The organism is Citrobacter sp. Awk 2 (assembly GCF_028069815.1).
In the GTDB taxonomy this organism is placed as follows: domain Bacteria; phylum Pseudomonadota; class Gammaproteobacteria; order Enterobacterales; family Enterobacteriaceae; genus Citrobacter.
In genome coordinates, this window is the sequence record NZ_JANEWL010000055.1 from 1 (window position 1) to 25017 (window position 25017).

Genomic DNA, 25017 nt, shown 5'->3' on the forward strand with positions numbered 1-25017 from the left:
ATATTTAACCTTGCTTTTACATTTATTTTTGAGTAGACAAAAATAAAAAAAACAGGGCGCTTAAAGCGCCCCGTAATATAGCCCAGACAATACGTTTAGCCTACTCAACATAGGCTGTTTGCCACTATTTTGACCAGTGTGCTGCTTTCGCGCGTTGCAGCTTCTCATAGGCTTTCAGCAGAGACTGATGTGCCGGGAAAGCCTGCAGATCGCTATCAACTGTTTGTAATCCGTAGAATGGCGCTTCTCCGCTCATTGCTGCACTTGCTGCTTCAACTGCCTCTGCACCGTACATACGAACAAATGCGTTAAGATACTGCAGCGGCTGGCGGTCCTCTTCTTGTGACAACAGCAGCAGAGTTTGCAGGCAACGGTAATAGTTGGCGCGTTCAGCGCTGAAGACGGATGCGTTAAATTCCATCGTCCATTCCGTCCAGATCAGTGCCTGCTCAAGGTCACCACCCGCCAGAGCCAGCATTACTTTGAGTTCGCCAATGCGCAGGGTATACCAGCCATTATCCGCACCGGTCGCCAAACCCAGCAGCTCACGTACGCGAGTGAAGTCGTCAAACCCTTCTTCATCCAGCTGTGCGAGCAGGTTGAGGTAGTCTTCTTTTTCCCATTCGCTACCCGGCAGAGACAGAATAGTGTCGCGCAGATGCGCGCCCATACTGTTGTTGGCTAACCACAAATCTTCTGCTGGGTAGATGTCAGACATACCCGGAACGATAATGCGGCAAGCGTAAACGCTCAGATGCTCGTAGTCGGCGATGTAGACTTCTTTATCTTCCGCTTTGAAGATGGTCATCAGGGTTGCAAACTCTTCTTCCGTTGTACCGGAGAAATTCCAGTCAACGAACGGGTAATCGGCATCCTGCTTGAACAGATCCCAGGAGATCAGACCGCTAGAATCGATGAAGTGCGTTTCGAGGTTAGTGTGCTCAGCCACTTCTTCATCGTCGAAGGTTGGGGGAGTGAATACGTCAAGATCTTTCAGACCACGGCCCTGCAACAGCTCAGTGACGGTACGCTCCAGTGCAACACCGAAATCCGGGTGCGCACCGAAAGAGGCAAAACAGGTACCGTTAGCCGGGTTGAACAGTACAACGCAGATAACCGGGTATTTGCCGCCCAGCGAGCCGTCGTACGCGAAGATTGGAAATCCTTCGGCTTCCAGCTTTGCAATGGATTCAACGACTGCCGGGTAACGCGCCATCACTTCGGCCGGAATTTCCGGCAGGCTGATGCTTTCCGCGATAATGCGGTTCTTCACATAGCGCTCAAAAACTTCAGACAGCCCCTGAACGCGGGCTTCATTCGGTGTGTTACCCGCAGACATACCGTTAGATACGTACAGGTTACCGATAATGTTCATCGGAATGTAAACGGTCTGATTATCTGACTGACGGGTAAACGGCAGGCCGCAAACGCCGCGTTCTTCATTGCCGGATTGCAGATCGATAAGCATGCTACCGGTCAGTTCATTGTCTGGATCGTAGAAGGCACGCAGACGCGCATCCAGCAAACCTTCAGGTACGTCATCATCTTCAGTCAGTGGGAACCATTTTTCGTTCGGGTAATGTACGAACGGGCCGTTAGCGATGGTTTCGCCCAGCCAGAAATCCGCAAAGAAGTAATTCGTGGACAGACGCTCAAAATATTCGCCCAGTGCGGAAGCCAGCGCCGCTTTTTTCGTCGCACCTTTACCGTTGGTAAAGCACAGCGCGCATTCTTTGTCGCGAATATGTACAGACCAGACGTTAGGAACGGGATTCAACCATGAGGCTTCTTCAATTTGAAAACCGAGGTCGAGTAATTTTTGCTGGAAGCGAGCGATGGAATCTTCCAGTGCGGCATCTTTGCCGGGGATAAATGTTTGCGTCATGAAAATCACTTTTGTCGTACGGAAAGCGCGCAATGATACGGGTTTTCAATGAATGGCGCTATCGCCGCCGGAGCCTCGGCGTAAATAAAGCCTTTGATTCACACCGTAGCGTGTTCAGTCGAGTGTCTGCGGACTATCTGCTGACGGGTAGGGGGCTTCTTTCTTTATATATCTCTGCGCTATGCAAAACCAGAATGGTCGCAGGTCGGTTGGGCAAAACGCGCCTCCTGATAGCGAAAATCTCGGTTTTTATCCGTCAATCCGATAGATTCTGTTGTGTGACGCATCGCTCATTTTTGCCCTGGCCAGTTTTACCCATTGCGGCGCGTGTCACTGAATGATAAAACCGATATCCACAGGAATAACTTATACCCAATGTCTGTCACAGGAATTATCGTAAACGACAGGATGTTGATTGGATAACAACACAACGTGGTGAGGGGAAATGGCTCAGGTCTTCAATTTTAGTTCAGGTCCGGCAATGCTTCCGGCGGAAGTACTTAAACTGGCTCAACAGGATCTTTGTGACTGGAACGGTCTTGGCACGTCGGTGATGGAAATTAGCCACCGAGGCAAAGAGTTTATCCAGGTTGCAGAGGAAGCGGAGCAGGATTTTCGCGATCTTCTCAGTATCCCCTCCAACTATAAAGTGTTGTTCTGCCATGGCGGTGGTCGCGGGCAGTTCGCGGGTATCCCGTTAAATATTCTGGGTGATAAAACCACCGCGGATTACGTTGATGCCGGTTATTGGGCCGCCAGCGCAATTAAGGAAGCGAAAAAGTACTGCACGCCAAACGTTATTGATGCCAAAGTCACCGTTGACGGCCTGCGCGCTGTTAAGCCGATGAGCGAATGGCAGCTTTCTGACAACGCGGCATATCTGCACTATTGCCCGAACGAAACCATCGACGGTATCGCGATTGATGAAACGCCGAATTTTGCCAGCAATGTGGTCGTCACGGCGGATCTGTCTTCTACCATTCTTTCCGCGCCGCTTGATGTTAGCCGCTATGGCGTTATCTACGCGGGTGCGCAGAAAAATATTGGCCCTGCGGGGCTGACCATTGTCATCGTACGTGAAGATTTACTGGGTAAAGCCCACGTGTCTTGCCCGTCGATCCTTGACTATACCGTACTGAATGACAACGACTCCATGTTTAACACGCCACCGACCTTTGCCTGGTATCTGTCAGGCCTGGTCTTTAAATGGCTGAAAAAACAGGGCGGTGTCAGTGCAATGGATAAAATTAACCAGCAAAAAGCAGAACTGCTGTACGGCGTGATTGATAACAGCGATTTCTACCGCAACGATGTGGCGAAGTCGAACCGTTCACGCATGAACGTCCCGTTCCAGTTGGCTGACAGCGCGCTCGATAAACTCTTCCTGGAAGAGTCGTTTGCTGCGGGCCTGCATGCACTGAAGGGACACCGTGTGGTTGGCGGAATGCGGGCTTCAATCTATAACGCTATGCCGCTGGAAGGCGTAAAAGCACTGACCGATTTCATGGTCGATTTCGAGCGTCGCCGCGGCTAATCTGCTGTACTTTTCATCCCCACAGCCAGCCTGTGGGGTTTTTATGTCTGTTTTTGAGAGTTGAGTTTCATGGAATCCCTGACGTTACAACCCATTGCGCGGGTGGATGGCACCATCAATCTGCCTGGATCCAAAAGTGTTTCTAACCGCGCTTTGCTGCTGGCTGCATTAGCAAATGGCACCACTGTCCTGACAAACCTGCTGGACAGTGATGATGTCCGCCATATGCTGAATGCGCTGAATGCGTTGGGGATTAGCTATACCCTTTCGGCCGATCGTACCCGCTGTGAAATTACGGGGAATGGTGGTCCGCTGCATGCCGAAGGTGCTGTAGAGCTGTTCCTTGGTAACGCCGGAACCGCAATGCGCCCGCTGGCCGCCGCTCTGTGCCTGGGCAGCAATGATATCGTGTTGACGGGTGAACCGCGCATGAAAGAGCGCCCGATTGGCCATCTGGTTGATGCGCTGCGCCAGGGCGGAGCGAATATTGAATACCTGGAGCAGGAAAACTATCCGCCTTTACGTCTGCGTGGTGGCTTCGACGGAGGGCAGGTTGAGGTAGACGGCAGCGTTTCCAGCCAGTTCCTGACCGCGCTGCTGATGACGGCACCGCTGGCACCGCAGGATACGACGATCGCGATTAAAGGCGATCTGGTGTCAAAACCGTACATCGACATCACGCTGAACCTGATGAAAACGTTTGGTGTTGACATTGAAAACCAGAACTACCAGCGTTTTGTCGTACTGGGCAACCAACAGTACCAGTCTCCGGGCGCTTATCTGGTAGAAGGCGATGCTTCATCGGCCTCGTACTTTCTCGCGGCCGGTGCGATCAAAGGCGGTACGGTGAAGGTTACCGGAATTGGGCGTCATAGCATGCAGGGTGATATTCGCTTTGCCGATGTGCTGGAAAAAATGGGCGCGACCGTGACATGGGGTGATGATTTTATTGCCTGTACTCGCGGTGAGTTGAACGCTGTTGATATGGATATGAATCATATTCCTGATGCGGCAATGACCATTGCAACGGCGGCGCTGTTCGCTAAAGGCACCACGACATTACGTAATATCTACAACTGGCGCGTCAAAGAGACCGATCGTCTGTTCGCGATGGCGACGGAGTTACGCAAAGTGGGGGCGGAAGTTGAAGAGGGGCATGATTTTATCCGTATCACTCCGCCGGTTAAGCTGCAGTTTGCGGATATTGCGACCTATAACGATCACCGTATGGCGATGTGTTTCTCGCTGGTGGCGCTGTCTGACACACCGGTTACCATTCTTGACCCGAAATGTACCGCCAAAACCTTCCCGGATTACTTCGAACAACTGGCCCGTATCAGCACACTTGCCTGACTTTATTGCCGCATCTTCGGGTGCGGCACATTCCGTCATCTCCGATTGCCCATTTATTCTACACTCAGTTTCAATGAGTCTGTATTTTTCACACAAAGATAACGTTCGTAGACGTTGGCGCGTATAATGCGCGGCGTTCACGTTAACGTATGCCTGTTTAAGGAGAAAAAGATGACGGCAATTGCCCCGGTTATTACCATTGATGGCCCAAGTGGTGCAGGTAAAGGCACCTTGTGCAAGGCAATGGCGGAAGCATTGCAGTGGCATCTGTTAGATTCAGGCGCGATCTACCGTGTACTGGCTCTTGCGGCGTTGCATCATCATGTTGATGTGACTTCTGAAGATGCTCTGGTACCGCTTGCATCGCATCTGGATGTGCGTTTTATCTCAACAGACGGCAATCTGGAAGTTATTCTGGAAGGCGAAGATGTCAGTGGTGAAATCCGCACTCAGGAAGTGGCAAATGCCGCATCCCAGGTGGCTGCATTTCCCCGTGTGCGCGAAGCGCTTTTACGCCGCCAACGTGCCTTCCGCGAAGCACCTGGCCTGATCGCTGACGGACGCGATATGGGCACGGTGGTATTCCCTGATGCGCCAGTAAAAATTTTTCTGGACGCCTCCTCGCAAGAACGTGCGCATCGACGTATGCTACAGTTGCAGGAGAAGGGCTTTAGTGTTAACTTTGAACGCCTTTTGGCCGAGATCGAAGAACGCGATGATCGTGATCGCAACCGTGCTGTAGCGCCGCTGGTTCCCGCTGCTGATGCTTTAGTTTTGGATTCAACCCGATTAAGCATTGAGCAAGTGATTGAAAAAGCGTTACAATACGCGCGCCAAAAACTGGCTCTCGCATAAGTGCGACCGAATTTGCAGTACCCCCGTTGCAATGGATTGACAGCGGGTATGTTAAACAACCCCATCCGGCATGGAGCCAGGTGGACGTTAAATATGAAACCTGAAGATTAAACATGACTGAATCTTTTGCTCAACTGTTTGAAGAATCCTTAAAAGAAATCGAAACCCGTCCGGGTTCCATCGTTCGTGGTGTTGTTGTTGCTATCGACAAAGACGTAGTACTGGTTGACGCCGGTCTGAAATCTGAGTCCGCCATTCCGGCAGAGCAGTTCAAAAACGCCCAGGGCGAGCTGGAAATCCAGGTTGGTGACGAAGTTGACGTTGCTCTGGATGCAGTAGAAGACGGCTTCGGTGAAACTCTGCTGTCCCGTGAAAAAGCTAAACGTCACGAAGCTTGGATCACGCTGGAAAAAGCTTACGAAGAAGCTGCAACCGTTACTGGTGTTATCAATGGCAAAGTCAAGGGTGGCTTCACTGTTGAGCTGAATGGTATTCGCGCGTTCCTGCCGGGTTCCCTGGTAGACGTTCGTCCGGTCCGCGACACGCTGCACCTGGAAGGCAAAGAGCTTGAATTCAAAGTCATCAAGCTGGATCAGAAGCGTAACAACGTTGTTGTTTCCCGTCGTGCCGTTATCGAATCCGAAAACAGCGCAGAACGCGATCAGCTGCTGGAAAACCTGCAGGAAGGCATGGAAGTTAAAGGTATCGTTAAGAACCTCACTGACTACGGTGCATTCGTTGATCTGGGTGGCGTTGACGGCCTGCTGCACATCACCGACATGGCATGGAAACGCGTTAAGCATCCGAGCGAAATCGTAAACGTTGGCGACGAAATCACTGTTAAAGTGCTGAAGTTCGACCGCGAGCGTACTCGTGTATCTCTGGGCCTGAAACAGCTGGGCGAAGATCCATGGGTAGCTATCGCTAAGCGTTATCCGGAAGGTACCAAACTGACTGGCCGCGTGACCAACCTGACCGACTACGGCTGCTTCGTTGAAATCGAAGAAGGCGTTGAAGGCCTGGTTCACGTTTCCGAAATGGATTGGACCAACAAAAACATCCACCCGTCCAAAGTTGTTAACGTTGGCGACGTAGTGGAAGTTATGGTTCTGGATATCGACGAAGAACGTCGTCGTATCTCCCTGGGTCTGAAGCAGTGCAAAAACAACCCATGGCAGCAGTTCGCGGAAACCCACAACAAGGGCGACCGTGTTGAAGGTAAAATCAAGTCTATCACTGACTTCGGTATCTTCATCGGCCTGGACGGCGGCATCGACGGCCTGGTTCACCTGTCTGACATCTCCTGGAACGTTGCAGGCGAAGAAGCAGTACGTGAATACAAAAAAGGCGACGAAATCGCAGCAGTTGTTCTGCAGGTTGATGCAGAACGTGAGCGTATCTCTCTGGGCGTTAAACAGCTCGCAGAAGATCCGTTCAACAACTGGGTTGCACTGAACAAGAAAGGCGCAATCGTAAACGGTAAAGTCACTGCAGTTGACGCTAAAGGCGCAACCGTAGAACTGGCTGACGGCGTTGAAGGTTACCTGCGCGCTTCTGAAGCTTCCCGCGACCGCGTTGAAGATGCAACTCTGGTTCTGAGCGTAGGCGACGACGTTGAAGCTAAATTCACCGGCGTTGATCGTAAGAACCGTGCAATCAGCCTGTCTGTTCGTGCTAAAGACGAAGCTGATGAGAAAGATGCAATCGCAACTGTTAACAAACAGGAAGATGCAAACTTCTCTAACAACGCAATGGCTGAAGCTTTCAAAGCAGCTAAAGGCGAGTAATATCGAGTACTCTATACCCTAAATAATTCGAGTTGCAGGAAGGCGGCAAGGGAGCGAATCCCCAGGAGCTTACTTCAGTAAGTGATTGGGGTGAACGAGCGTAGCCAACGCATATGCAGCTTGAAGTATGACGGGTATAATCCTTTGTGCTATTAACAGCACAAAGGGTGACGAGTAGCTTGACAGATTACAGGATTCGTCCTGTAATCAATGACAAAGGGCGGCTACGGCCGCCCTTAATCAATGCAGCAGCTAATTTTGCCTTTAAGGAACCGGAGGAATCATGACCAAGTCAGAATTGATTGAAAGACTTGCAACCCAGCAACCTCATATTTCCGCGAAAGCGGTTGAAGATGCAGTAAAAGAGATGCTGGAACATATGGCCTCGACTCTTGCGCAGGGCGAGCGTATTGAAATCCGCGGTTTCGGTAGTTTTTCTTTGCATTACCGCGCACCACGCACCGGACGTAATCCGAAGACTGGCGATAAAGTGGATCTGGAAGGAAAATATGTTCCGCACTTTAAACCGGGTAAAGAACTGCGCGATCGCGCCAATATTTACGGTTAAGTCCTCAGCAAGACTTAGCTCCGAGAAAAGCACCTGTATGGGTGCTTTTTTCATTTTTACCTCTCTGCACTGGAATCGCTCTCCCAACCTGGTTGTATGTTACATCTGCAGTTAAATAACAGCGGAATACACCTCGTTTACCGGTAAATAGTTGCCAGACATCTGCTGAGTTGTCCTGCACACTCTCTGTCACAGGGAGGTGTCATATGAAAATAACAACAATCAGTACGTGTGCGTTATGCGGCATTCTCCCGCTGACGGTATTACCCGTATTACCAGACATGCTGTGTGTCAGCTTTGTATTTGGTCTGGCGTGTCTGCTTTGTCTCATTCCTCATCGATATATGCATTACGCCGGATTAGTCCTGCTGTTTTTCCTGTGGGGAATACTGGCAGCGAAAGAGGTTCTCTGGGCTGGGGATACGCTCCCGGCCAAAACGCAGCAGGCTATCGTTCAAATAACCGGGACCGACAATATGACCACGCACTACGGTCATATTACACACCTTCAGGGGAGACGGATATTTCCTGCCGTTGGCGTCGTCCTGTATGGGCAGTACTTACCCGGCGATGTTTGCGCAGGTCAGACATGGGCGATGACGCTGAAAGTTCGCGCTGTGCATGGGCAACTGAATGAAGGTGGATTTGATAGCCAGCGCTATGCATTGGCACAGCATCAGCCGCTGACGGGGCGTTTTCTGCAGGCCTCAGTGATTACGCCGCAATGCAGTCTGCGTGCACGTTATCTCTCCTCGCTAAAAACCACGCTTGCCGCCTATCCCTGGCAGCAAGTCATACTGGGGTTAGGGATGGGGGAACGTTTGTCTGTATCGCAGGCGGTAAAAAATATAATGCGTGATACCGGAACAGCACATTTGATGGCCATTTCCGGGCTGCATATTGCTTTTGCCGCACTCCTCGCTGGCGGACTGATACGCGGTGGACAATTTTTTATGCCGGCACGCTGGATCTGCTGGCAGGCTCCGCTAGTCGGGGGTGTGCTCTGCGCTGTATTTTATGCCTGGCTGACGGGGCTGCAGCCACCGGCATTACGCACGGTCACCGCGCTAATGGTATGGGGGGGACTAAAACTAAGCGGCAGGCAGTGGAGTGGCTGGGCAGTCTGGATTACCTGCCTGGCAGCAATTGTGGTAGTGGATCCGGTCGCGGTGCTTTCACAAAGCCTGTGGTTGTCTGCTTTCGCCGTAGCGGCGCTGATATTCTGGTATCAGTGGATGCCGATGCCGTACTGGCCACTCCCGCGTATCGGGCGTGCAGCACTGGCGCTTGCTCATCTTCAGTTGGGTATTACGGTGCTGCTTCTGCCTGTCCAAATCGCATTATTTCACGGTATTAGCCTGACCTCATTCCTGGCCAATTTATTTGCGGTACCGCTGGTCACATTTGTTTCAGTTCCCCTGATATTAGCGGGAATGGTCGTGCATTTAACCGGTCAGGTGATGATTGAGGCGGGATTGTGGTATTTCGCTGACCGTTCTCTGGCACTGTTATTTTGGGGACTCAATAGCTTACCGGAAGGATGGATCAACATTGATGGACGTTGGCAATGGCTTGCGCTGTCCCCATGGCTGACGCTTATTGTATGGCGATTAAAAGCATGGAAAACGCTACCGGTTGCCTGTTTTACCGGACTTTTGTTATTGAGTGGACCATTCTGGAGAACACCCCGCGCTGATTTGTGGCAGGTCCATATGCTGGATGTAGGGCAGGGACTGGCAATGGTGATTGCCCGTAATGGTAAAGCGATTCTCTATGATACCGGATTGGCCTGGCCCGAGGGCGATAGTGCGCAGCAGTTGATCATTCCCTGGCTACGTTGGCACAACCTGGAACCGCAAGGGGTAATTCTAAGCCACGAACATTTGGATCACCGGGGAGGGTTGCAATCACTACAGCAAGCCTGGCCGTCGCTGTGGATTAGAAGTCCGTTGGGCTGGAAAGGTCATCTCCCTTGTTTTCGCGGGGAACGCTGGCAGTGGCAGGGATTAACATTTAGCGCACATTGGCCAGTCAGTGGAAATAAAGAGCAGGGGAATAACCATTCCTGTGTGGTAAAGGTGGATGACGGACATCAGAGTATTCTTCTGACAGGTGATATTGAATCCCCAGCTGAACAAAAAATGCTAAGTCACTACTGGCAGCATCTGCAGGCTACGTTTGTGCAGGTTCCACACCATGGGAGTAACACGTCATCCTCATTGGCGCTAGTTCAACGCATTGGTGGACAGGCCGCAATAGCCTCTGCATCCCGCTACAATGCCTGGCGTCTACCGTCATGGAAAGTCCGGCAGCGTTACCGGCAACAAAATTACCAGTGGCTGGACACACCCCACCAGGGGCAAATCACGCTGGATATTTATCAAAAAAGTTGGCGAATACGCAGTTTACGGGATCAGATTTTACCCCGTTGGTATCATCAGTGGTTTGGCGTGTTGGAGGATAACGGGTAGAATATGTGGCTATTCTAACAAATGCTGGTTTTTTGAATGCATAACGATAAAGATCTCTCTACGTGGCAGACGTTTCGCCGACTATGGCCAACCATAGCGCCTTTTAAATCGGGTCTGATCGTGGCGGGTATAGCGTTAGTCCTTAACGCGGCCAGCGATACCTTCATGTTATCGCTCCTCAAGCCATTACTGGATGATGGTTTTGGTAAAACCGATCGCTCTGTGCTGCTGTGGATGCCGCTGGTGGTCATTGGGCTGATGATAGTTCGTGGTATTACGAGCTATGTCTCCAGCTACTGTATTTCATGGGTGTCAGGCAAAGTGGTTATGACCATGCGCCGCCGCCTGTTTGGTCATATGATGGGCATGCCTGTCGCCTTTTTTGATAAACAGTCTACTGGTACGCTGCTGTCTCGTATTACCTATGATTCAGAGCAGGTCGCGTCTTCGTCTTCCGGTGCATTGATCACCGTGGTACGTGAAGGGGCCTCAATTATTGGCCTGTTTATCATGATGTTCTACTACAGTTGGCAGCTGTCATTGATCCTGATTGTGCTGGCGCCTATCGTGTCGGTGGCCATTCGTGTGGTCTCCAAGCGTTTTCGTAGCATCAGTAAAAACATGCAAAACACCATGGGGCAGGTTACCACCAGCGCAGAGCAGATGCTGAAAGGCCACAAAGAAGTGTTGATTTTTGGTGGTCAGGAAGTTGAAACCAAGCGTTTTGATAAAGTCAGCAACAAGATGCGTTTGCAGGGGATGAAGATGGTTTCTGCCTCTTCTATCTCCGATCCTATCATCCAGTTGATCGCTTCTCTGGCTCTGGCTTTCGTGTTATATGCGGCCAGTTTCCCAAGCGTGATGGAAAACCTGACGGCAGGGACAATTACCGTTGTCTTCTCTTCAATGATCGCCCTGATGCGTCCGCTGAAATCACTGACTAACGTCAATGCACAGTTCCAGCGCGGTATGGCGGCATGCCAGACCTTATTTACGATTCTGGATAGCGAACAAGAGAAAGATGAAGGTAAACGCGTCATTGAACGCGCTTCCGGCGATCTGGAGTTCCGTAATGTGACCTTTACCTACCCGGGCCGTGACATTCCTGCGTTACGTAACATCAACTTGAATATTCCGGCGGGCAAAACCGTTGCCCTGGTTGGACGTTCTGGTTCTGGTAAATCCACCATCGCCAGCCTGATTACGCGCTTCTACGATATTGATGAAGGGCAGATTCTAATGGATGGGCACGACCTGCGTGAATACACCCTGTCATCTCTGCGCGATCAGGTGGCGCTGGTATCGCAGAACGTTCACCTGTTCAATGATACGGTTGCCAACAATATCGCCTACGCACGTACCGATATGTATAGCCGTGAGCAGATCGAAAAAGCCGCACAGATGGCCTACGCCATGGATTTCATCAACAAGATGGATGATGGTCTGGATACGGTGATTGGCGAAAACGGCGTGCTGCTTTCAGGTGGTCAGCGCCAGCGTATCGCCATTGCTCGCGCTTTGCTGCGCGACAGTCCGATCCTTATCCTCGATGAAGCTACGTCGGCGCTGGATACCGAATCTGAACGCGCGATTCAGTCTGCACTTGATGAGCTACAGAAAAACCGTACTTCTCTGGTTATTGCCCACCGCCTTTCTACCATTGAACAGGCAGACGAGATCATCGTGGTGGAAGACGGGCTGATTGTTGAGCGCGGAACTCATAGCGAACTGCTTGAGCAGCGTGGGGTTTATGCACAATTACATAAAATGCAATTTGGTCAATGATCGCACGTATCTGGTCCGGTGAATCGCCGTTATGGCGATTATTACTGCCACTTTCCTGGCTGTATGGTCTGGTGAGTGGCGGGATTCGTCTATGCTACAAGCTTGGGCTTAAGCGTGCATGGCGTGCGCCAGTACCGGTGGTGATAGTCGGTAATCTGACCGCAGGCGGCAATGGTAAAACACCGGTAGTCATCTGGCTGGTTGAACAGCTGCAGCAACGCGGTATTCGTGTGGGCGTAGTGTCCCGTGGCTATGGCGGGAAAGCAGCGACTTATCCGCTATTGCTAACGGCAGACACCACTACCGCAGAAGCGGGTGATGAGCCTGTGCTTATCTTTCAACGTACCGGCGTACCCGTAGCGGTATCTCCGGTAAGATCGGATGCGGTAAAAGCGATCCTTGCTCATCATGATGTGCAGATCATTGTGACGGACGATGGGTTACAGCACTATCGTCTGGCTCGTGATGTTGAAATCGTGGTGATTGACGGTGTGCGTCGGTTTGGTAACGGCTGGTGGCTTCCTGCGGGCCCAATGCGTGAGCGTGCTGGTCGGCTGAAATCGGTGGATGCCACGATCGTTAATGGCGGCGTTGCGCGACCGGGTGAAATTCCCATGCATCTTGAGCCGGGGTTGGCCGTTAATTTACGTACCGGTGAGCGCCGCGATGTCGCGCAACTTCCTGATATTGTCGCCATGGCGGGTATCGGCCATCCACCCCGTTTTTTTGCCACGCTTGAGGCATGTGGTGCCAGGCCACAAAAATGTGTCGCACTGGCGGACCATCAGTCTCTGACCTACAGTGACGTCAGTACGTTGGTAGCCGAAGGACAAACGCTGGTGATGACGGAAAAAGATGCCGTCAAATGCCGCGCATTTTCCGATGAGAACTGGTGGTATTTACCCGTTGACGCACATCTGTCAGGCGAACGGCCTGATGCGTTGCTGGATAGCTTAATCTCGCTGACTCGCTAACCGATTCAAGCTGCGGCAGCGGATCATTTATGAGGCCATAAATGTCGTTGCCGCACCTTTCTTTGACGGATGCCCGTCATCTTCACCTTGCTGCACAAGGTCTGCTGAAAAAAACACGTCGTCGGGCAACGCCGGCGGATATTCTGGCGACCATTTCTCGCATGTCCCTATTGCAAATCGATACCATCAATATTGTCGCGCGCAGTCCCTATCTGGTGCTGTTTAGCCGTTTGGGTGAGTATTCCCCCCAATGGCTCGATGACGCCTTACTGCAGGGTGAACTGATGGAGTACTGGGCGCATGAAGCCTGTTTTTTACCGCGCAGCGACTTTATGCTGATACGCCATCGGATGTTGGCTCCGGAAAAAATGGGCTGGAAATACAAAGCGGCATGGATGAAAGAACATGCGCATGAGATTGAGCAGCTGTTACAGCATATCCAGCATAATGGGCCGGTACGCTCAGCCGATTTTGAGCATCCACGTAAGGGTGCCAGCGGCTGGTGGGAATGGAAACCACAAAAGCGGCATCTGGAAGGGCTTTTTACATCCGGGAAAGTGATGGTGGTGGAGCGGCGTAATTTTCAGCGAGTGTATGATTTAACGCATCGCGTCATGCCTCATTGGGATGACGAGCGTGACTGGCTGTCGCAGGATGAAGCCGAAATTGTGATGCTGGATAATAGCGCTCGTAGTTTGGGTATCTTCCGTGAGCAGTGGTTGGCGGATTACTATCGACTGAAGCGCCCGGCGTTAAAAAACTGGTGCGATATGCGAAGGGAACAGCGACATATAATTCCTGTTGATGTAGAAGGGCTGGGCACCCTGTGGCTGCATAGCAACCTTCAGCCGCAACTGGAACTTGCTCTGGCAGGAAAGTTGACTGCCACTCACAGCGCTGTTTTATCCCCGTTTGACCCGGTGGTCTGGGATCGTAAACGGGCTGAACAGCTGTTTGATTTTAGCTACCGACTGGAATGCTATACGCCAGCGGCCAAACGTCAGTACGGCTATTTTGTCTTACCTCTGCTGCATCGCGGCCAGTTGGTTGGACGTATAGATGCCAAAATGCACCGTAAAACCGCTGTGCTGGAAGTCATTTCACTGTGGTTACAGGATGGCGTTAGGCCCGGGGTGACGCTGCAAAAAGGCTTGCTCCAGGCCATCAGTGATTTTGCTCGCTGGCAGCAGGCGACGCGAGTGACATTGGGGAATTGCCCGGACGGTTTATTTGCTGACTCTCGGCACGGTTGGGAAATAGACCCAGCCTCTTAATTGATTATGTTAATATTTACGGATTCACAATCCGGTCCATCTGGAGGAACTATGGATCATCGTCTGCTTGAAATCATTGCCTGCCCGGTCTGCAATGGAAAACTCTGGTTTAACCAGGAAAAACAGGAACTGATTTGTAAACTGGATAACCTTGCTTTCCCACTGCGCGATGGCATTCCCGTTTTGCTGGAAACCGAAGCCCGTGTTCTGACTGCTGATGAGAGTAAATCATGAGTTTTGTGGTCATTATTCCCGCGCGTTATGCATCCACGCGTTTGCCGGGTAAGCCGCTGCTGGATATCAACGGCAAGCCCATGATTGTGCATGTGCTGGAGCGAGCGCGTGAATCTGGCGCTGAGCGTATTATTGTTGCCACCGATCATGAAGATGTCGCTCGTGCGGTAGAAGCGGTGGGTGGCGAAGTGTGCATGACCCGCGCCGATCACCAGTCTGGCACGGAGCGACTGGCGGAAGTTGTCGAAAAATGTGGTTTTAGCGATGATACCGTTATCGTGAACGTACAGGGCGATGAGCCGATGATCCCGGCGGTCATTATTCGTCAGGTGGCAGAAAATCTGGCGCAACGTCAGGTTGGAATGGCGACGCTGGCAGCCCCCATTCATAGCGCGGAAGAAGCGTTTAATCCGAATGCGGTAAAAGTTGTGCTGGATGCCGAAGGCTATGCACTCTATTTTTCCCGTGCGACGATCCCATGGGATCGCGACCGTTTTGCCAAAAGCCTCGAAACGGTGGGCGATACCTTCCTGCGTCACCTGGGCATTTACGGTTATCGCGCCGGATTTATTCGCCGTTATGTAAACTGGCAGCCGAGCCCGCTTGAGCATATTGAAATGCTGGAGCAACTGCGTGTGCTGTGGTACGGCGAAAAAATTCACGTCGCCGTTGCTAAGGAAGTGCCTGGCACAGGGGTTGATACCGCTGAAGATCTTGAGCGTGTTCGCGCTGAGATGCGTTAGTTTTTCTCACGATTCTCCATCAAGATACGCTGAATAATTTAAGTTGCAGGAGGCTTTACTCACCTGCAGCTTGAAGTATGACGCGTATTTTTGGGAGGCGTATCGTATCGTTACGCTTTTCCTCCACTTTTCTTTTCATCAATTGATCTCATCCGGGTGACATCTGTCTGCACGACGCTCATTATGAAAGCAGTAGCATTTATGAGGGCAATCTGAAATGGAACAGTTGCGTGCCGAACTCAGCCATCTGTTGGGTGAAAAACTCAGTCGTATTGAATGCGTAAATGAAAAAGTGGATACGGCCCTGTGGTCACTGTATGACAGCCAGGGAAATCCGATGCCACTGATGGCGAGAAGTTTCACCACACCGGGGATGGCGCAGCAGTTAGCCTGGAAAACTACCATGCTGGCACGCAGCGGGACGGTGCGTATGCCAGTCATTTATGGGGTCTTAACGCACGAAGAGCATCCCGGCCCTGATGTCCTGTTGCTTGAGCGTTTACGCGGTGTGCCGGTAGAAGCGCCTGCCCGAACCCCGGAACGCTGGGAGCATTTAAAAGATCAGATCGTGGAAGGCTTGCTGTCGTGGCACCGTCAGGACAGTCGTGGCTGTGTGGGGGCGGTGGACAATACGCAAGAGAATCTCTGGCCATCCTGGTATCGGCAGCGTGTTGAAGTGCTATGGAGCACGTTAAACCAGTTCAACAACACCGGACTGACGATGCAGGACAAGCGAATTTTGTTTCGTACCCGAGAATGCTTACCTGCCTTGTTTGAAGGCTTTAATGATAATTGCGTACTGATCCACGGTAATTTCAGTTTACGCAGTATGCTCAAAGATGCCCGTAGCGATCAGCTTCTGGCGATGGTGGGACCTGGCTTAATGCTGTGGGCACCGAGAGAGTATGAATTGTTCCGCTTGATGGACAATGCGCTGGCGGAAAGTCTGTTGTGGCAGTATTTACAACGCGCGCCGGTGGCGGAATCATTTATCTGGCGGCGCTGGCTATACGTGTTGTGGGATGAGGTTGCGCAACTGGTCAATACCGGACGTTTTAGCCGCTCTAACTTTGATCTGGCGACTAAATCTCTGCTGCCCTGGCTCGCCTGAGTAGCCGGTTGCGGCATTGCCGGATGGCAGCCTGAGCGCCTTATCCGGCCTACAATTGAGCGCTGAACACGCCGGCCTGATAAGACGCGAGAGTGTCGCCATCAGGCAGCATTCCTGTCAATGTTCCGATCCCTTCAGCCACTGCCAGATGCGTCCCAACGTTTCGTAACCAACCCGATCGCTATGCATCAGCCAGACAGGCGAAGGAATTGCTCGCTCCCACGGATTGAGTGGTGAATCGATGGCCAGTTGATTGGCGGGTGCAGGCAAAGGATGCAGTCCGGCCTGCTGGAAGAAAATCATCGCACGCGGTAAGTGCGATGCGGATGTCACCAGCAGGAACGGCGCATCGCCAATAGCTTGTTTTACTGCAATCGCTTCTTCTTCGGTATCTTTAGGTTTATCCAGCGTAATGATCTCGCTGCGGGGGACGCCCAGCGACTGCGCCACGCGAGCACCGACTTCGGCCGTGCTGACGTTATTGGTTTTCGCGGCCGCGCCGGTAAAAATCAGTTTCGATCCGGGATTCGCCCGCCACAAACGAATACCTTCATTCAGACGCGGAAGACTATTATTGATGAGGTTAGAACTCGGCGCCCACTGCGGATTCCAGGTGTACCCCCCACCCAGCACCACGATGTAGTGCACTTTTTGTGTATCCTGCCAGGTAGGATAACTGTCCTCAAGCGGTTTCAGCAGACGATCGGCGACAGGTTGCAGGCTAAGCAGTAAAAGTGCGAGCCAACTCAGGCTGATACACACTTTCCCCGTTTTCTGAAAGCGGCTAAACCAGATCAACCCCAGGCCGATGCCCATCACAAGCAGTATCAACGGAAGCGGCAGCATCATACCGCCAATCACTTTCTTCAGCGTAAAAAGCATCCTTTTTGGTTCCTTTTTTAACCATATAGCAGGGGATCTGCAGCGATATTACACCAGGAAGGTTCATTCTCGGCGTGGGTGTGACAAAATAGCGGTTTTACTTAGTCGCCCTAAAGCCAGCCTGTGGAGAGCCCGATGCGGGATCGCAATTTTGATGACATTGCAGAGAAGTTTTCCCGTAACATTTACGGCACCACCAAAGGCCAATTAAGACAGGCTATTCTTTGGCAGGATTTGGATCGCTTACTGCCCACGCTCGGTGAACAGAAATTACATATTCTGGATGCAGGGGGGGGCGAAGGGCAAACGGCCATCAAAATGGCGGAGCGCGGTCACTTCGTGACATTATGCGACCTGTCCGGTGAGATGATCGCCCGTGCGCAGCAGGCAGCAGAGGCAAAAGGTGTGAGCGGAAACATGCATTTCATACAATGCGCCGCTCAGGATGTTGCTGCGCATTTGGAAAGCCCGGTTGATCTGATATTGTTTCATGCTGTGCTGGAATGGGTGGCTGAACCAGTTTGCGTGTTGCAAACCCTGTGGTCGGTATTGCGTCCCGGCGGCGCGTTATCGTTAATGTTCTACAATGCTAACGGTCTGCTGATGCACAACATGGTCGCAGGGAATTTTGACTATGTGCAGGTTGGGATGCCAAAACGTAAAAAACGTACGCTTTCACCAGACTATCCGCGTGAACCAGGACAGGTTTATCAGTGGCTGGAAGAGATCGGTTGGCAGATAACCGGTAAGACAGGCGTACGCGTGTTTCATGATTATCTGCGAGATAAGCATCAACAGCGTGACGGTTATGAAATGTTACTTGAGTTAGAAACGCGCTATTGCCGCCAGGAGCCGTATATCAGCCTTGGCCGCTATATTCATGTCACCGCGCGCAAACCGCAGATGCAAGGATAACCTATGAGTGAATTTTCCCAGACAGTCCCCGAACTGGTTGCCTGGGCCAGAAAAAATGACTTCTCCATCTCTCTGCCGGTAGACAGACTTTCGTTCCTGCTGGCGGTGGCCACGCTGAACGGTGAGCGACTTGACGGTGAGATGAGCGAAGGCGAGCTGGTGGATGCGTTCCGCCATGTGAGTGATGCGTTTGAGCAAACCAGCGAAACCATCGGTGTTCGCGCCAATAACGCGATTAACGACATGGTACGTCAACGTCTGCTGAACCGCTTTACCAGCGAGCAGGCGGAAGGTAACGCTATTTATCGTTTAACGCCGCTGGGGATTGGCATCACGGATTACTATATCCGCCAGCGCGAATTCTCTACATTGCGTTTGTCGATGCAGTTGTCGATTGTTGCTGGTGAGCTGAAGCGCGCGGCAGATGCCGCCGCGGAAGGTGGTGATGAATTCCACTGGCACCGCAATGTCTATGCACCATTGAAGTATTCGGTAGCGGAAATTTTCGACAGTATCGATTTGACTCAGCGCATTATGGATGAGCAGCAGCAGCAGGTAAAAGACGATATCGCACAGTTGCTGAACAAAGACTGGCGGGCGGCAATTTCCAGTTGTGAAATGCTGCTGTCTGAAACGTCTGGTACGCTGCGTGAGCTGCAGGATACGCTGGAAGCCGCAGGCGATAAGCTCCAGGCGAACCTGTTACGCATTCAGGACGCGACGATGGCGCATGACGATTTGCATTTCGTCGACAGGCTAGTGTTCGACCTGCAAAGCAAGCTCGACCGTATTATCAGTTGGGGTCAGCAATCCATCGATTTGTGGATTGGCTACGATCGACACGTGCACAAGTTTATCCGTACCGCTATTGATATGGATAAAAATCGCGTCTTTGCCCAGCGTTTACGTCAGTCTGTCCAGAGCTATTTTGACGATCCGTGGGCGTTGACCTATGCCAATGCCGATCGTCTGCTGGATATGCGTGACGAAGAGATGGTACTGCGTGATGAAGAAGTCACCGGTGAGTTGCCTGCCGATCTGGAATATGAAGAATTTAACGAGATTCGCGAACAGCTGGCGGCAATTATCGAAGAACAGTTGGCTATCTATAAATCCAGACAAACGCCGCTGGATCTCGGATTGGTCGTGCGCGAGTATTTGGCGCAATACCCACGTGCGCGTCACTTCGACGTTGCGCGTATTGTTATCGATCAGGCGGTACGCCTTGGCGTAGCGCAAGCAGACTTCACCGGACTGCCAGCCAAATGGCAGCCGATTAATGATTACGGAGCCAAGGTACAGGCGCATGTCATTGACAAATATTGAACAAGTGATGCCGGTCAAGCTGGCGCAGGCGCTGGCGAATCCGTTATTTCCGGCGCTGGATAGCGCCTTACGTTCGGGCCGCCATATCGGCCTGGATGAACTGGATAATCATGCCTTCCTGATGGATTTTCAGGAATATTTTGAAGAGTTTTACAGCCGCTATAACGTGGAATTGATTCGTGCACCGGAGGGGTTCTTTTATCTACGTCCGCGTTCAACCACGCTTATTCCGCGCTCGGTCTTGTCTGAACTGGACATGATGGTCGGTAAAATTCTTTGCTATCTCTATCTCAGCCCGGAACGTCTGGCGAATGAAGGGATCTTTACCCAGCAAGAACTGTACGACGAGCTGCTAACGTTGGCTGATGAAGCCAAATTGCTGAAGCTAGTGAACAACCGTTCAACCGGTTCAGACGTTGACCGCCAGAAGCTACAGGAAAAGGTACGCTCTTCACTTAACCGCCTGCGCCGTTTAGGCATGGTGTGGTTTATGGGCCACGACAGCAGCAAATTCCGTATTACGGAGTCTGTGTTTCGCTTTGGCGCGGATGTGCGTAGCGGCGACGATCCACGCGAAGCACAGCGTCGCTTAATTCGTGATGGTGAGGCGATGTCGGTCGAGAACCATCTGCAGCTCAATGATGAGCCAGAAGATAATCAGCCGGACAGTGGAGAGGAAGAATAATGATTGAACGTGGTAAATTTCGCTCACTTACGCTGATTAACTGGAATGGTTTTTTTGCTCGTACGTTTGACCTTGATGAGCTGGTTACCACGCTGTCGGGTGGGAACGGGGCGGGTAAATCCACCACCATGGCGGCATTCGTTACAGCGCTTATCCCGGATTTAACCCTGCTGCATTTTCGTAATACCACCGAAGCCGGCGCAACCAGCGGCTCACGCGATAAAGGTCTGCACGGAAAGCTGAAAGCAGGTGTCTGTTACTCGATGCTTGACGTGCTCAACTCGCGCCATCAGCGTGTGGTCGTCGGCGTGCGTCTGCAGCAGGTTGCCGGGCGCGATCGTAAAGTGGACATCAAACCGTTTGCGATTCAGGGGTTGCCGATGTCGGTGCAACCAACCCAACTGGTTACGGAAACCCTGAACGAACGCCAGGCTCGCGTTCTGTCTCTCGCCGAGCTGAAAGAGAAGCTCGATGAGATGGAAGGTGTGCAGTTTAAGCAGTTTAACTCAATCACCGATTATCACTCGTTGATGTTCGATTTGGGCATCATTGCCCGTCGTCTGCGCTCTGCGTCCGACCGTAGTAAATTCTATCGCCTGATTGAAGCCTCGCTGTACGGCGGTATCTCCAGCGCCATTACCCGCTCGCTGCGTGATTACCTGCTGCCAGAAAACAGCGGCGTGCGTAAAGCGTTCCAGGATATGGAAGCGGCGCTGCGTGAAAACCGTATGACGCTGGAAGCCATTCGCGTCACCCAGTCAGATCGTGACTTGTTTAAGCATTTGATCAGCGAAGCGACTAACTATGTGGCAGCGGATTATATGCGCCACGCTAATGAACGTCGTATTCACCTCGACAAAGCGCTGGAATATCGCCGTGAACTGTACACCTCGCGCCAGCAGTTAGCGGCTGAGCAGTATAAGCACGTGGATATGGCGCGCGAGCTGGGTGAGCATAACGGCGCGGAAGGCGATCTTGAAGCCGATTATCAGGCGGCAAGCGATCACCTCAATCTGGTGCAAACTGCGCTGCGTCAGCAGGAAAAGATTGAACGCTACGAAGCGGATCTTGAAGAGTTGCAGATTCGCCTCGAAGAACAAAATGAAGTCGTGGCAGAAGCTGCCGATCGCCAGGATGAAAATGAAGCCCGTGCGGAAGCTGCCGAGCTGGAAGTGGATGAGCTGAAAAGTCAGCTGGCCGATTACCAGCAAGCGCTGGACGTTCAGCAAACGCGAGCCATCCAGTATACTCAGGCGATTCAGGCACTGAGCCGAGCCAAAGAGCTTTGCCATTTACCCGATCTCACCGCCGACAGTGCCGCTGAATGGCTGGAAACCTTCCAGGCCAAAGAGCAGGAAGCGACCGAGAAGTTGCTGACGCTAGAACAAAAAATGAGCGTGGCGCAAACTGCGCACAGCCAGTTCGAGCAGGCTTATCAGCTGGTGGCGGCTATTAATGGTCCATTGGCGCGTGGTGATGCCTGGAGCGTCGCGCGTGAGCTGCTGCGCGAAGGTGTTGAACAGCGTCATCTGGCGGAACAAGTTCAGCCATTACGCATGCGTCTGAGCGAGCTGGAACAGCGCCTGCGGGAACAGCAGGAAGCCGAGCGTCTGCTGGCTGAATTCTGCAAACGTCAGGGTAAGCATTTCGATATCGATGAGCTTGAGGCTCTGCATCAGGAGCTGGAAGCGCGTATTGCCGCCTTGTCTGACAGCGTATCGTCTGCCAGCGAACAGCGGATGGCACTGCGTCAGGAACAGGAACAGCTGCAATCCCGTATTCAGCATTTGATGCAACGAGCTCCGGTCTGGCTGGCTGCGCAAAATAGCCTGAACCAACTGAGTGAACAGTGCGGCGAAGAATTTACGTCCAGCCAGGACGTAACGGAGTATCTGCAACAGTTGCTGGAACGTGAGCGTGAAGCCATTGTTGAACGCGATGAAGTCGGCGCGCGTAAAAATGCAGTTGATGAAGAGATTGAACGTCTAAGCCAGCCGGGCGGGGCGGAAGATCAGCGTCTGAACGCACTGGCAGAACGTTTTGGCGGCGTGCTGCTGTCTGAAATCTATGACGATGTTAGCCTCGAAGATGCGCCGTACTTCTCTGCACTGTATGGCCCTTCGCGGCATGCCATCGTGGTGCCGGATCTGTCGCTGATTACTGAGCAACTTGATGGGCTGACGGATTGCCCGGAAGACCTCTACTTCATCGAAGGGGACCCGCAGTCGTTTGATGACAGCGTCTTCAGCGTCGATGAACTTGAAAAAGCGGTGGTGGTGAAAACCGCCGAGCGCCAGTGGCGTTACTCCCGCTTTCCAACGGTGCCGATTTTTGGTCGTGCCGCGCGTGAAAGCCGTATCGAAACGCTGCACGCTGAGCGTGAGGGGCTGTCTGAACGTTTTGCGACGCTTTCATTCGACGTACAGAAAACACAGCGTCTGCATCAGGCATTTAGTCGCTTTATCGGCAGCCATCTGTCGGTAGCGTTTGAGGCCGATCCAGAAGCCGAAATTCGTCAGTTGAATAGCCGTCGCGTTGAGCTCGAACGTGCGCTCACCAACCATGAAAATGATAACCAGCAAAGCCGTACGCAGTTTGAACAAGCGAAAGAAGGTGTTTCTGCCCTGAACCGTCTGCTGCCGCGTTTAAATTTGCTTGCGGATGACACATTAGCCGATCGCGTGGATGAAATTCGCGAACGCCTGGATGAAGCTCAGGAAGCGGCGCGTTTTATTCAACAACATGGTAATCAGCTGGCCAAACTGGAACCGATGGTTTCCGTTCTGCAAAATGACCCAGAGCAGTTTGAACAGCTGAAAGAAGACTACGCGTATTCTCAGCAGATGCAGCGTGATGCGCGTCAGCAGGCCTTTGCACTCACTGAAGTCGTTCAGCGTCGGGCGCATTTTAGTTATTCCGACTCCGCCGAAATGCTCAGCGGTAACAGCGATCTGAATGAGAAACTGCGTGAGCGTCTGGAACACGCGGAGGCTGAACGTACCCGTGCTCGTGAGGCTTTGCGCAGCCATGCCGCACAGCTAAGCCAGTACAATCAGGTCATGGCCTCGCTGAAAAGCTCTTATGACACCAAGAAAGAACTGCTGAACGATTTACAACGCGAACTGCAGGATATTGGCGTTCGTGCTGATAGCGGTGCGGAAGAACGTGCGCGTATTCGTCGTGATGAACTGCATGCGCAGCTTAGTAATAACCGTGCTCGCCGTAATCAACTGGAAAAAGCGCTAACCTTCTGCGAAGCAGAGATGGAAAACCTGACCCGCAGATTGCGCAAGCTTGAGCGCGATTACCATGAAATGCGTGAGCAAGTGGTGACCGCGAAAGCCGGCTGGTGTGCCGTGATGCGGATGGTAAAAGACAACGGCGTTGAACGTCGCCTGCACCGTCGTGAGCTGGCTTATCTTTCCGGTGATGAACTGCGTTCGATGTCGGATAAGGCGCTCGGTGCGCTGCGCCTGGCGGTGGCGGATAACGAGCATCTGCGCGATGTACTGCGCATGTCTGAAGATCCCAAGCGACCAGAACGTAAAATCCAGTTCTTCGTGGCAGTCTACCAGCATCTGCGTGAACGTATTCGTCAGGATATCATCCGTACAGACGATCCGGTCGAAGCCATCGAGCAGATGGAGATTGAATTGAGCCGTCTGACGGAAGAGTTAACCTCCCGTGAACAGAAGCTGGCTATCAGCTCGCGAAGCGTGGCGAACATCATCCGTAAGACTATCCAGCGTGAGCAGAACCGTATTCGTATGTTGAACCAGGGTCTGCAAAGCGTGTCATTCGGTCAGGTAAACAGTGTTCGTTTGAACGTAAATGTGCGTGAAACACACGCGACTTTGTTGGATGTCCTGTCCGAGCAGCATGAACAGCATCAGGACCTGTTTAACAGCAACCGTCTGACCTTCTCTGAAGCGCTGGCGAAGTTGTACCAGCGTCTTAATCCGCAGATCGACATGGGGCAGCGTACGCCACAAACCATTGGTGAAGAACTGCTCGACTACCGCAACTACCTGGAAATGGAAGTTGAGGTTAACCGTGGTTCTGACGGTTGGTTACGTGCTGAATCGGGCGCGTTGTCCACGGGGGAGGCGATCGGAACCGGGATGTCAATCCTCGTGATGGTTGTACAAAGCTGGGAAGATGAAGGTCGCAGACTGCGTGGGAAAGATATCTCGCCATGCCGCCTGTTGTTCCTTGATGAAGCCGCACGACTCGATGCCCGCTCCATCGCAACCCTGTTTGAACTGTGCGAGCGTTTGCAGATGCAGCTGATTATTGCAGCGCCGGAAAACATCAGCCCGGAGAAAGGCACAACTTACAAACTGGTGCGTAAAGTCTTCCAGAATACCGAACACGTTCACGTGGTGGGGCTGCGTGGTTTTGCCCCTCAGTTACCTGAGCCGTTACCTGGCATAGATGATGCCTCTTCGCAGGCAAGCTAAGTAAAAAAGGCGGCGCTAAAGCCGCCTTTTTCTTTTCCGACATGCACATGATACCTGGTGTAATTTCTTTAGACTTCTTTACATTAGGTTAGGCAAAAACGATTTGATGTTTATATACTGAAGGTAAGCCTAACGCGTCACCGGGCTTGCTCGTCATACTTCAGAATGTATTGGC

18 protein-coding genes are annotated in these 25017 nt (G+C 52.1%); 16 read left to right on the top strand and 2 right to left on the bottom strand.

The window, feature by feature from the left end; genetic code table 11:
- Positions 1-124: 124 nt before the first annotated feature.
- On the bottom strand, positions 125-1885 hold the full coding sequence (gene ycaO, locus NNO02_RS14210) for a 30S ribosomal protein S12 methylthiotransferase accessory factor YcaO (RefSeq protein ID WP_271449311.1): 1761 nt from the start codon (positions 1883-1885) through the stop codon (positions 125-127).
- A 445-nt stretch (positions 1886-2330) separates the two neighbouring features.
- On the opposite strand from ycaO, the gene serC reads away from it, so the two are divergent.
- The 12 genes from serC (at position 2331) to NNO02_RS14270 (ending at position 16574) form a co-directional block, all read left to right on the top strand.
- Positions 2331-3419, top strand: a complete 1089-nt coding sequence (serC, locus tag NNO02_RS14215; protein ID WP_137382816.1) for a 3-phosphoserine/phosphohydroxythreonine transaminase — start codon at positions 2331-2333, stop codon at positions 3417-3419.
- 69 nt (positions 3420-3488) lie between these two features.
- Positions 3489-4772, top strand: a complete 1284-nt coding sequence (gene aroA, locus NNO02_RS14220) for a 3-phosphoshikimate 1-carboxyvinyltransferase (RefSeq protein ID WP_271455080.1) — start codon at positions 3489-3491, stop codon at positions 4770-4772.
- 171 nt (positions 4773-4943) lie between these two features.
- Positions 4944-5627 carry a (d)CMP kinase gene (gene cmk / locus NNO02_RS14225; protein ID WP_137382818.1) on the top strand — a complete coding sequence of 228 codons (684 nt, stop codon included), beginning with the start codon at positions 4944-4946 and terminating at the stop codon, positions 5625-5627.
- A 113-nt stretch (positions 5628-5740) separates the two neighbouring features.
- The gene (gene rpsA / locus NNO02_RS14230) at positions 5741-7414 is read left to right on the top strand and encodes a 30S ribosomal protein S1 (protein WP_003035776.1); all 1674 of its coding nucleotides are present in this window, start codon (positions 5741-5743) and stop codon (positions 7412-7414) included.
- 283 nt (positions 7415-7697) lie between these two features.
- Positions 7698-7982 carry an integration host factor subunit beta gene (gene ihfB / locus NNO02_RS14235; protein ID WP_049015939.1) on the top strand — a complete coding sequence of 95 codons (285 nt, stop codon included), beginning with the start codon at positions 7698-7700 and terminating at the stop codon, positions 7980-7982.
- Between the two features lie 206 nt (positions 7983-8188).
- Entirely contained in the window at positions 8189-10453 is a 2265-nt protein-coding gene (locus NNO02_RS14240; RefSeq protein ID WP_271455081.1) for a ComEC family protein, read from the top strand.
- Between the two features lie 36 nt (positions 10454-10489).
- Entirely contained in the window at positions 10490-12238 is a 1749-nt protein-coding gene (gene msbA / locus NNO02_RS14245; protein ID WP_048212139.1) for a lipid A ABC transporter ATP-binding protein/permease MsbA, read from the top strand.
- Positions 12235-13212: a tetraacyldisaccharide 4'-kinase gene (lpxK, locus tag NNO02_RS14250; protein WP_271455082.1), complete on the top strand. Its 978-nt coding sequence runs from the start codon at positions 12235-12237 to the stop codon at positions 13210-13212. The genes msbA and lpxK overlap by 4 nt, the downstream gene beginning before the upstream one ends.
- Before the next feature lie 41 nt (positions 13213-13253).
- Positions 13254-14486 carry a winged helix-turn-helix domain-containing protein gene (locus tag NNO02_RS14255; RefSeq protein WP_271455083.1) on the top strand — a complete coding sequence of 411 codons (1233 nt, stop codon included), beginning with the start codon at positions 13254-13256 and terminating at the stop codon, positions 14484-14486.
- A gap of 51 nt (positions 14487-14537) precedes the next feature.
- On the top strand, positions 14538-14720 hold the full coding sequence (gene ycaR, locus NNO02_RS14260) for a protein YcaR (RefSeq protein WP_003035793.1): 183 nt from the start codon (positions 14538-14540) through the stop codon (positions 14718-14720).
- Complete coding sequence (gene kdsB / locus NNO02_RS14265) at positions 14717-15463, top strand: 3-deoxy-manno-octulosonate cytidylyltransferase (protein WP_016152452.1); 747 nt, start codon at positions 14717-14719, stop codon at positions 15461-15463. The genes ycaR and kdsB overlap by 4 nt, the downstream gene beginning before the upstream one ends.
- Before the next feature lie 217 nt (positions 15464-15680).
- The gene (locus NNO02_RS14270) at positions 15681-16574 is read left to right on the top strand and encodes a YcbJ family phosphotransferase (RefSeq protein WP_137382824.1); all 894 of its coding nucleotides are present in this window, start codon (positions 15681-15683) and stop codon (positions 16572-16574) included.
- A 117-nt stretch (positions 16575-16691) separates the two neighbouring features.
- Here NNO02_RS14270 and elyC read toward each other — a convergent pair whose 3' ends face one another.
- A complete protein-coding gene (gene elyC, locus NNO02_RS14275; protein WP_271449318.1) occupies positions 16692-17456 on the bottom strand; it encodes an envelope biogenesis factor ElyC in 765 nt (254 codons plus the stop codon).
- A gap of 135 nt (positions 17457-17591) precedes the next feature.
- Here elyC and cmoM point away from each other — a divergent pair, with 135 nt between their 5' ends.
- Genes cmoM through mukB form a run of 4 tightly spaced genes read left to right on the top strand, consistent with a single transcriptional unit; the run spans position 17592 to position 24842 of the window.
- Positions 17592-18371, top strand: coding sequence for a tRNA uridine 5-oxyacetic acid(34) methyltransferase CmoM (gene cmoM, locus NNO02_RS14280; protein WP_040231810.1), 780 nt, complete (start codon positions 17592-17594; stop codon positions 18369-18371).
- Positions 18372-18374: 3 nt separating this feature from the next.
- Positions 18375-19697, top strand: a complete 1323-nt coding sequence (gene mukF / locus NNO02_RS14285; protein ID WP_048212134.1) for a chromosome partition protein MukF — start codon at positions 18375-18377, stop codon at positions 19695-19697.
- A complete protein-coding gene (mukE, locus tag NNO02_RS14290) occupies positions 19678-20382 on the top strand; it encodes a chromosome partition protein MukE (protein WP_137382828.1) in 705 nt (234 codons plus the stop codon). Before mukF ends, mukE begins: the two co-directional genes overlap by 20 nt.
- Positions 20382-24842 carry a chromosome partition protein MukB gene (gene mukB / locus NNO02_RS14295; RefSeq protein ID WP_271440651.1) on the top strand — a complete coding sequence of 1487 codons (4461 nt, stop codon included), beginning with the start codon at positions 20382-20384 and terminating at the stop codon, positions 24840-24842. The genes mukE and mukB overlap by 1 nt, the downstream gene beginning before the upstream one ends.
- Positions 24843-25017: the final 175 nt, after the last annotated feature.

Coding starts and splice junctions, on each gene's coding strand:
- lpxK (WP_271455082.1), top strand. CDS start 12,235: ATGATCGCACGTATCTGGTCCGGTGAATCGCCGTTATGGCGATTATTA.
- NNO02_RS14270 (WP_137382824.1), top strand. CDS start 15,681: ATGGAACAGTTGCGTGCCGAACTCAGCCATCTGTTGGGTGAAAAACTC.
- ycaR (WP_003035793.1), top strand. CDS start 14,538: ATGGATCATCGTCTGCTTGAAATCATTGCCTGCCCGGTCTGCAATGGA.
- mukE (WP_137382828.1), top strand. CDS start 19,678: ATGTCATTGACAAATATTGAACAAGTGATGCCGGTCAAGCTGGCGCAG.
- NNO02_RS14255 (WP_271455083.1), top strand. CDS start 13,254: ATGTCGTTGCCGCACCTTTCTTTGACGGATGCCCGTCATCTTCACCTT.
- ycaO (WP_271449311.1), bottom strand. CDS start 1,885: ATGACGCAAACATTTATCCCCGGCAAAGATGCCGCACTGGAAGATTCC.
- elyC (WP_271449318.1), bottom strand. CDS start 17,456: ATGCTTTTTACGCTGAAGAAAGTGATTGGCGGTATGATGCTGCCGCTT.
- NNO02_RS14240 (WP_271455081.1), top strand. CDS start 8,189: ATGAAAATAACAACAATCAGTACGTGTGCGTTATGCGGCATTCTCCCG.
- msbA (WP_048212139.1), top strand. CDS start 10,490: ATGCATAACGATAAAGATCTCTCTACGTGGCAGACGTTTCGCCGACTA.
- rpsA (WP_003035776.1), top strand. CDS start 5,741: ATGACTGAATCTTTTGCTCAACTGTTTGAAGAATCCTTAAAAGAAATC.
- kdsB (WP_016152452.1), top strand. CDS start 14,717: ATGAGTTTTGTGGTCATTATTCCCGCGCGTTATGCATCCACGCGTTTG.
- serC (WP_137382816.1), top strand. CDS start 2,331: ATGGCTCAGGTCTTCAATTTTAGTTCAGGTCCGGCAATGCTTCCGGCG.
- aroA (WP_271455080.1), top strand. CDS start 3,489: ATGGAATCCCTGACGTTACAACCCATTGCGCGGGTGGATGGCACCATC.
- mukB (WP_271440651.1), top strand. CDS start 20,382: ATGATTGAACGTGGTAAATTTCGCTCACTTACGCTGATTAACTGGAAT.
- cmoM (WP_040231810.1), top strand. CDS start 17,592: ATGCGGGATCGCAATTTTGATGACATTGCAGAGAAGTTTTCCCGTAAC.
- cmk (WP_137382818.1), top strand. CDS start 4,944: ATGACGGCAATTGCCCCGGTTATTACCATTGATGGCCCAAGTGGTGCA.
- ihfB (WP_049015939.1), top strand. CDS start 7,698: ATGACCAAGTCAGAATTGATTGAAAGACTTGCAACCCAGCAACCTCAT.
- mukF (WP_048212134.1), top strand. CDS start 18,375: ATGAGTGAATTTTCCCAGACAGTCCCCGAACTGGTTGCCTGGGCCAGA.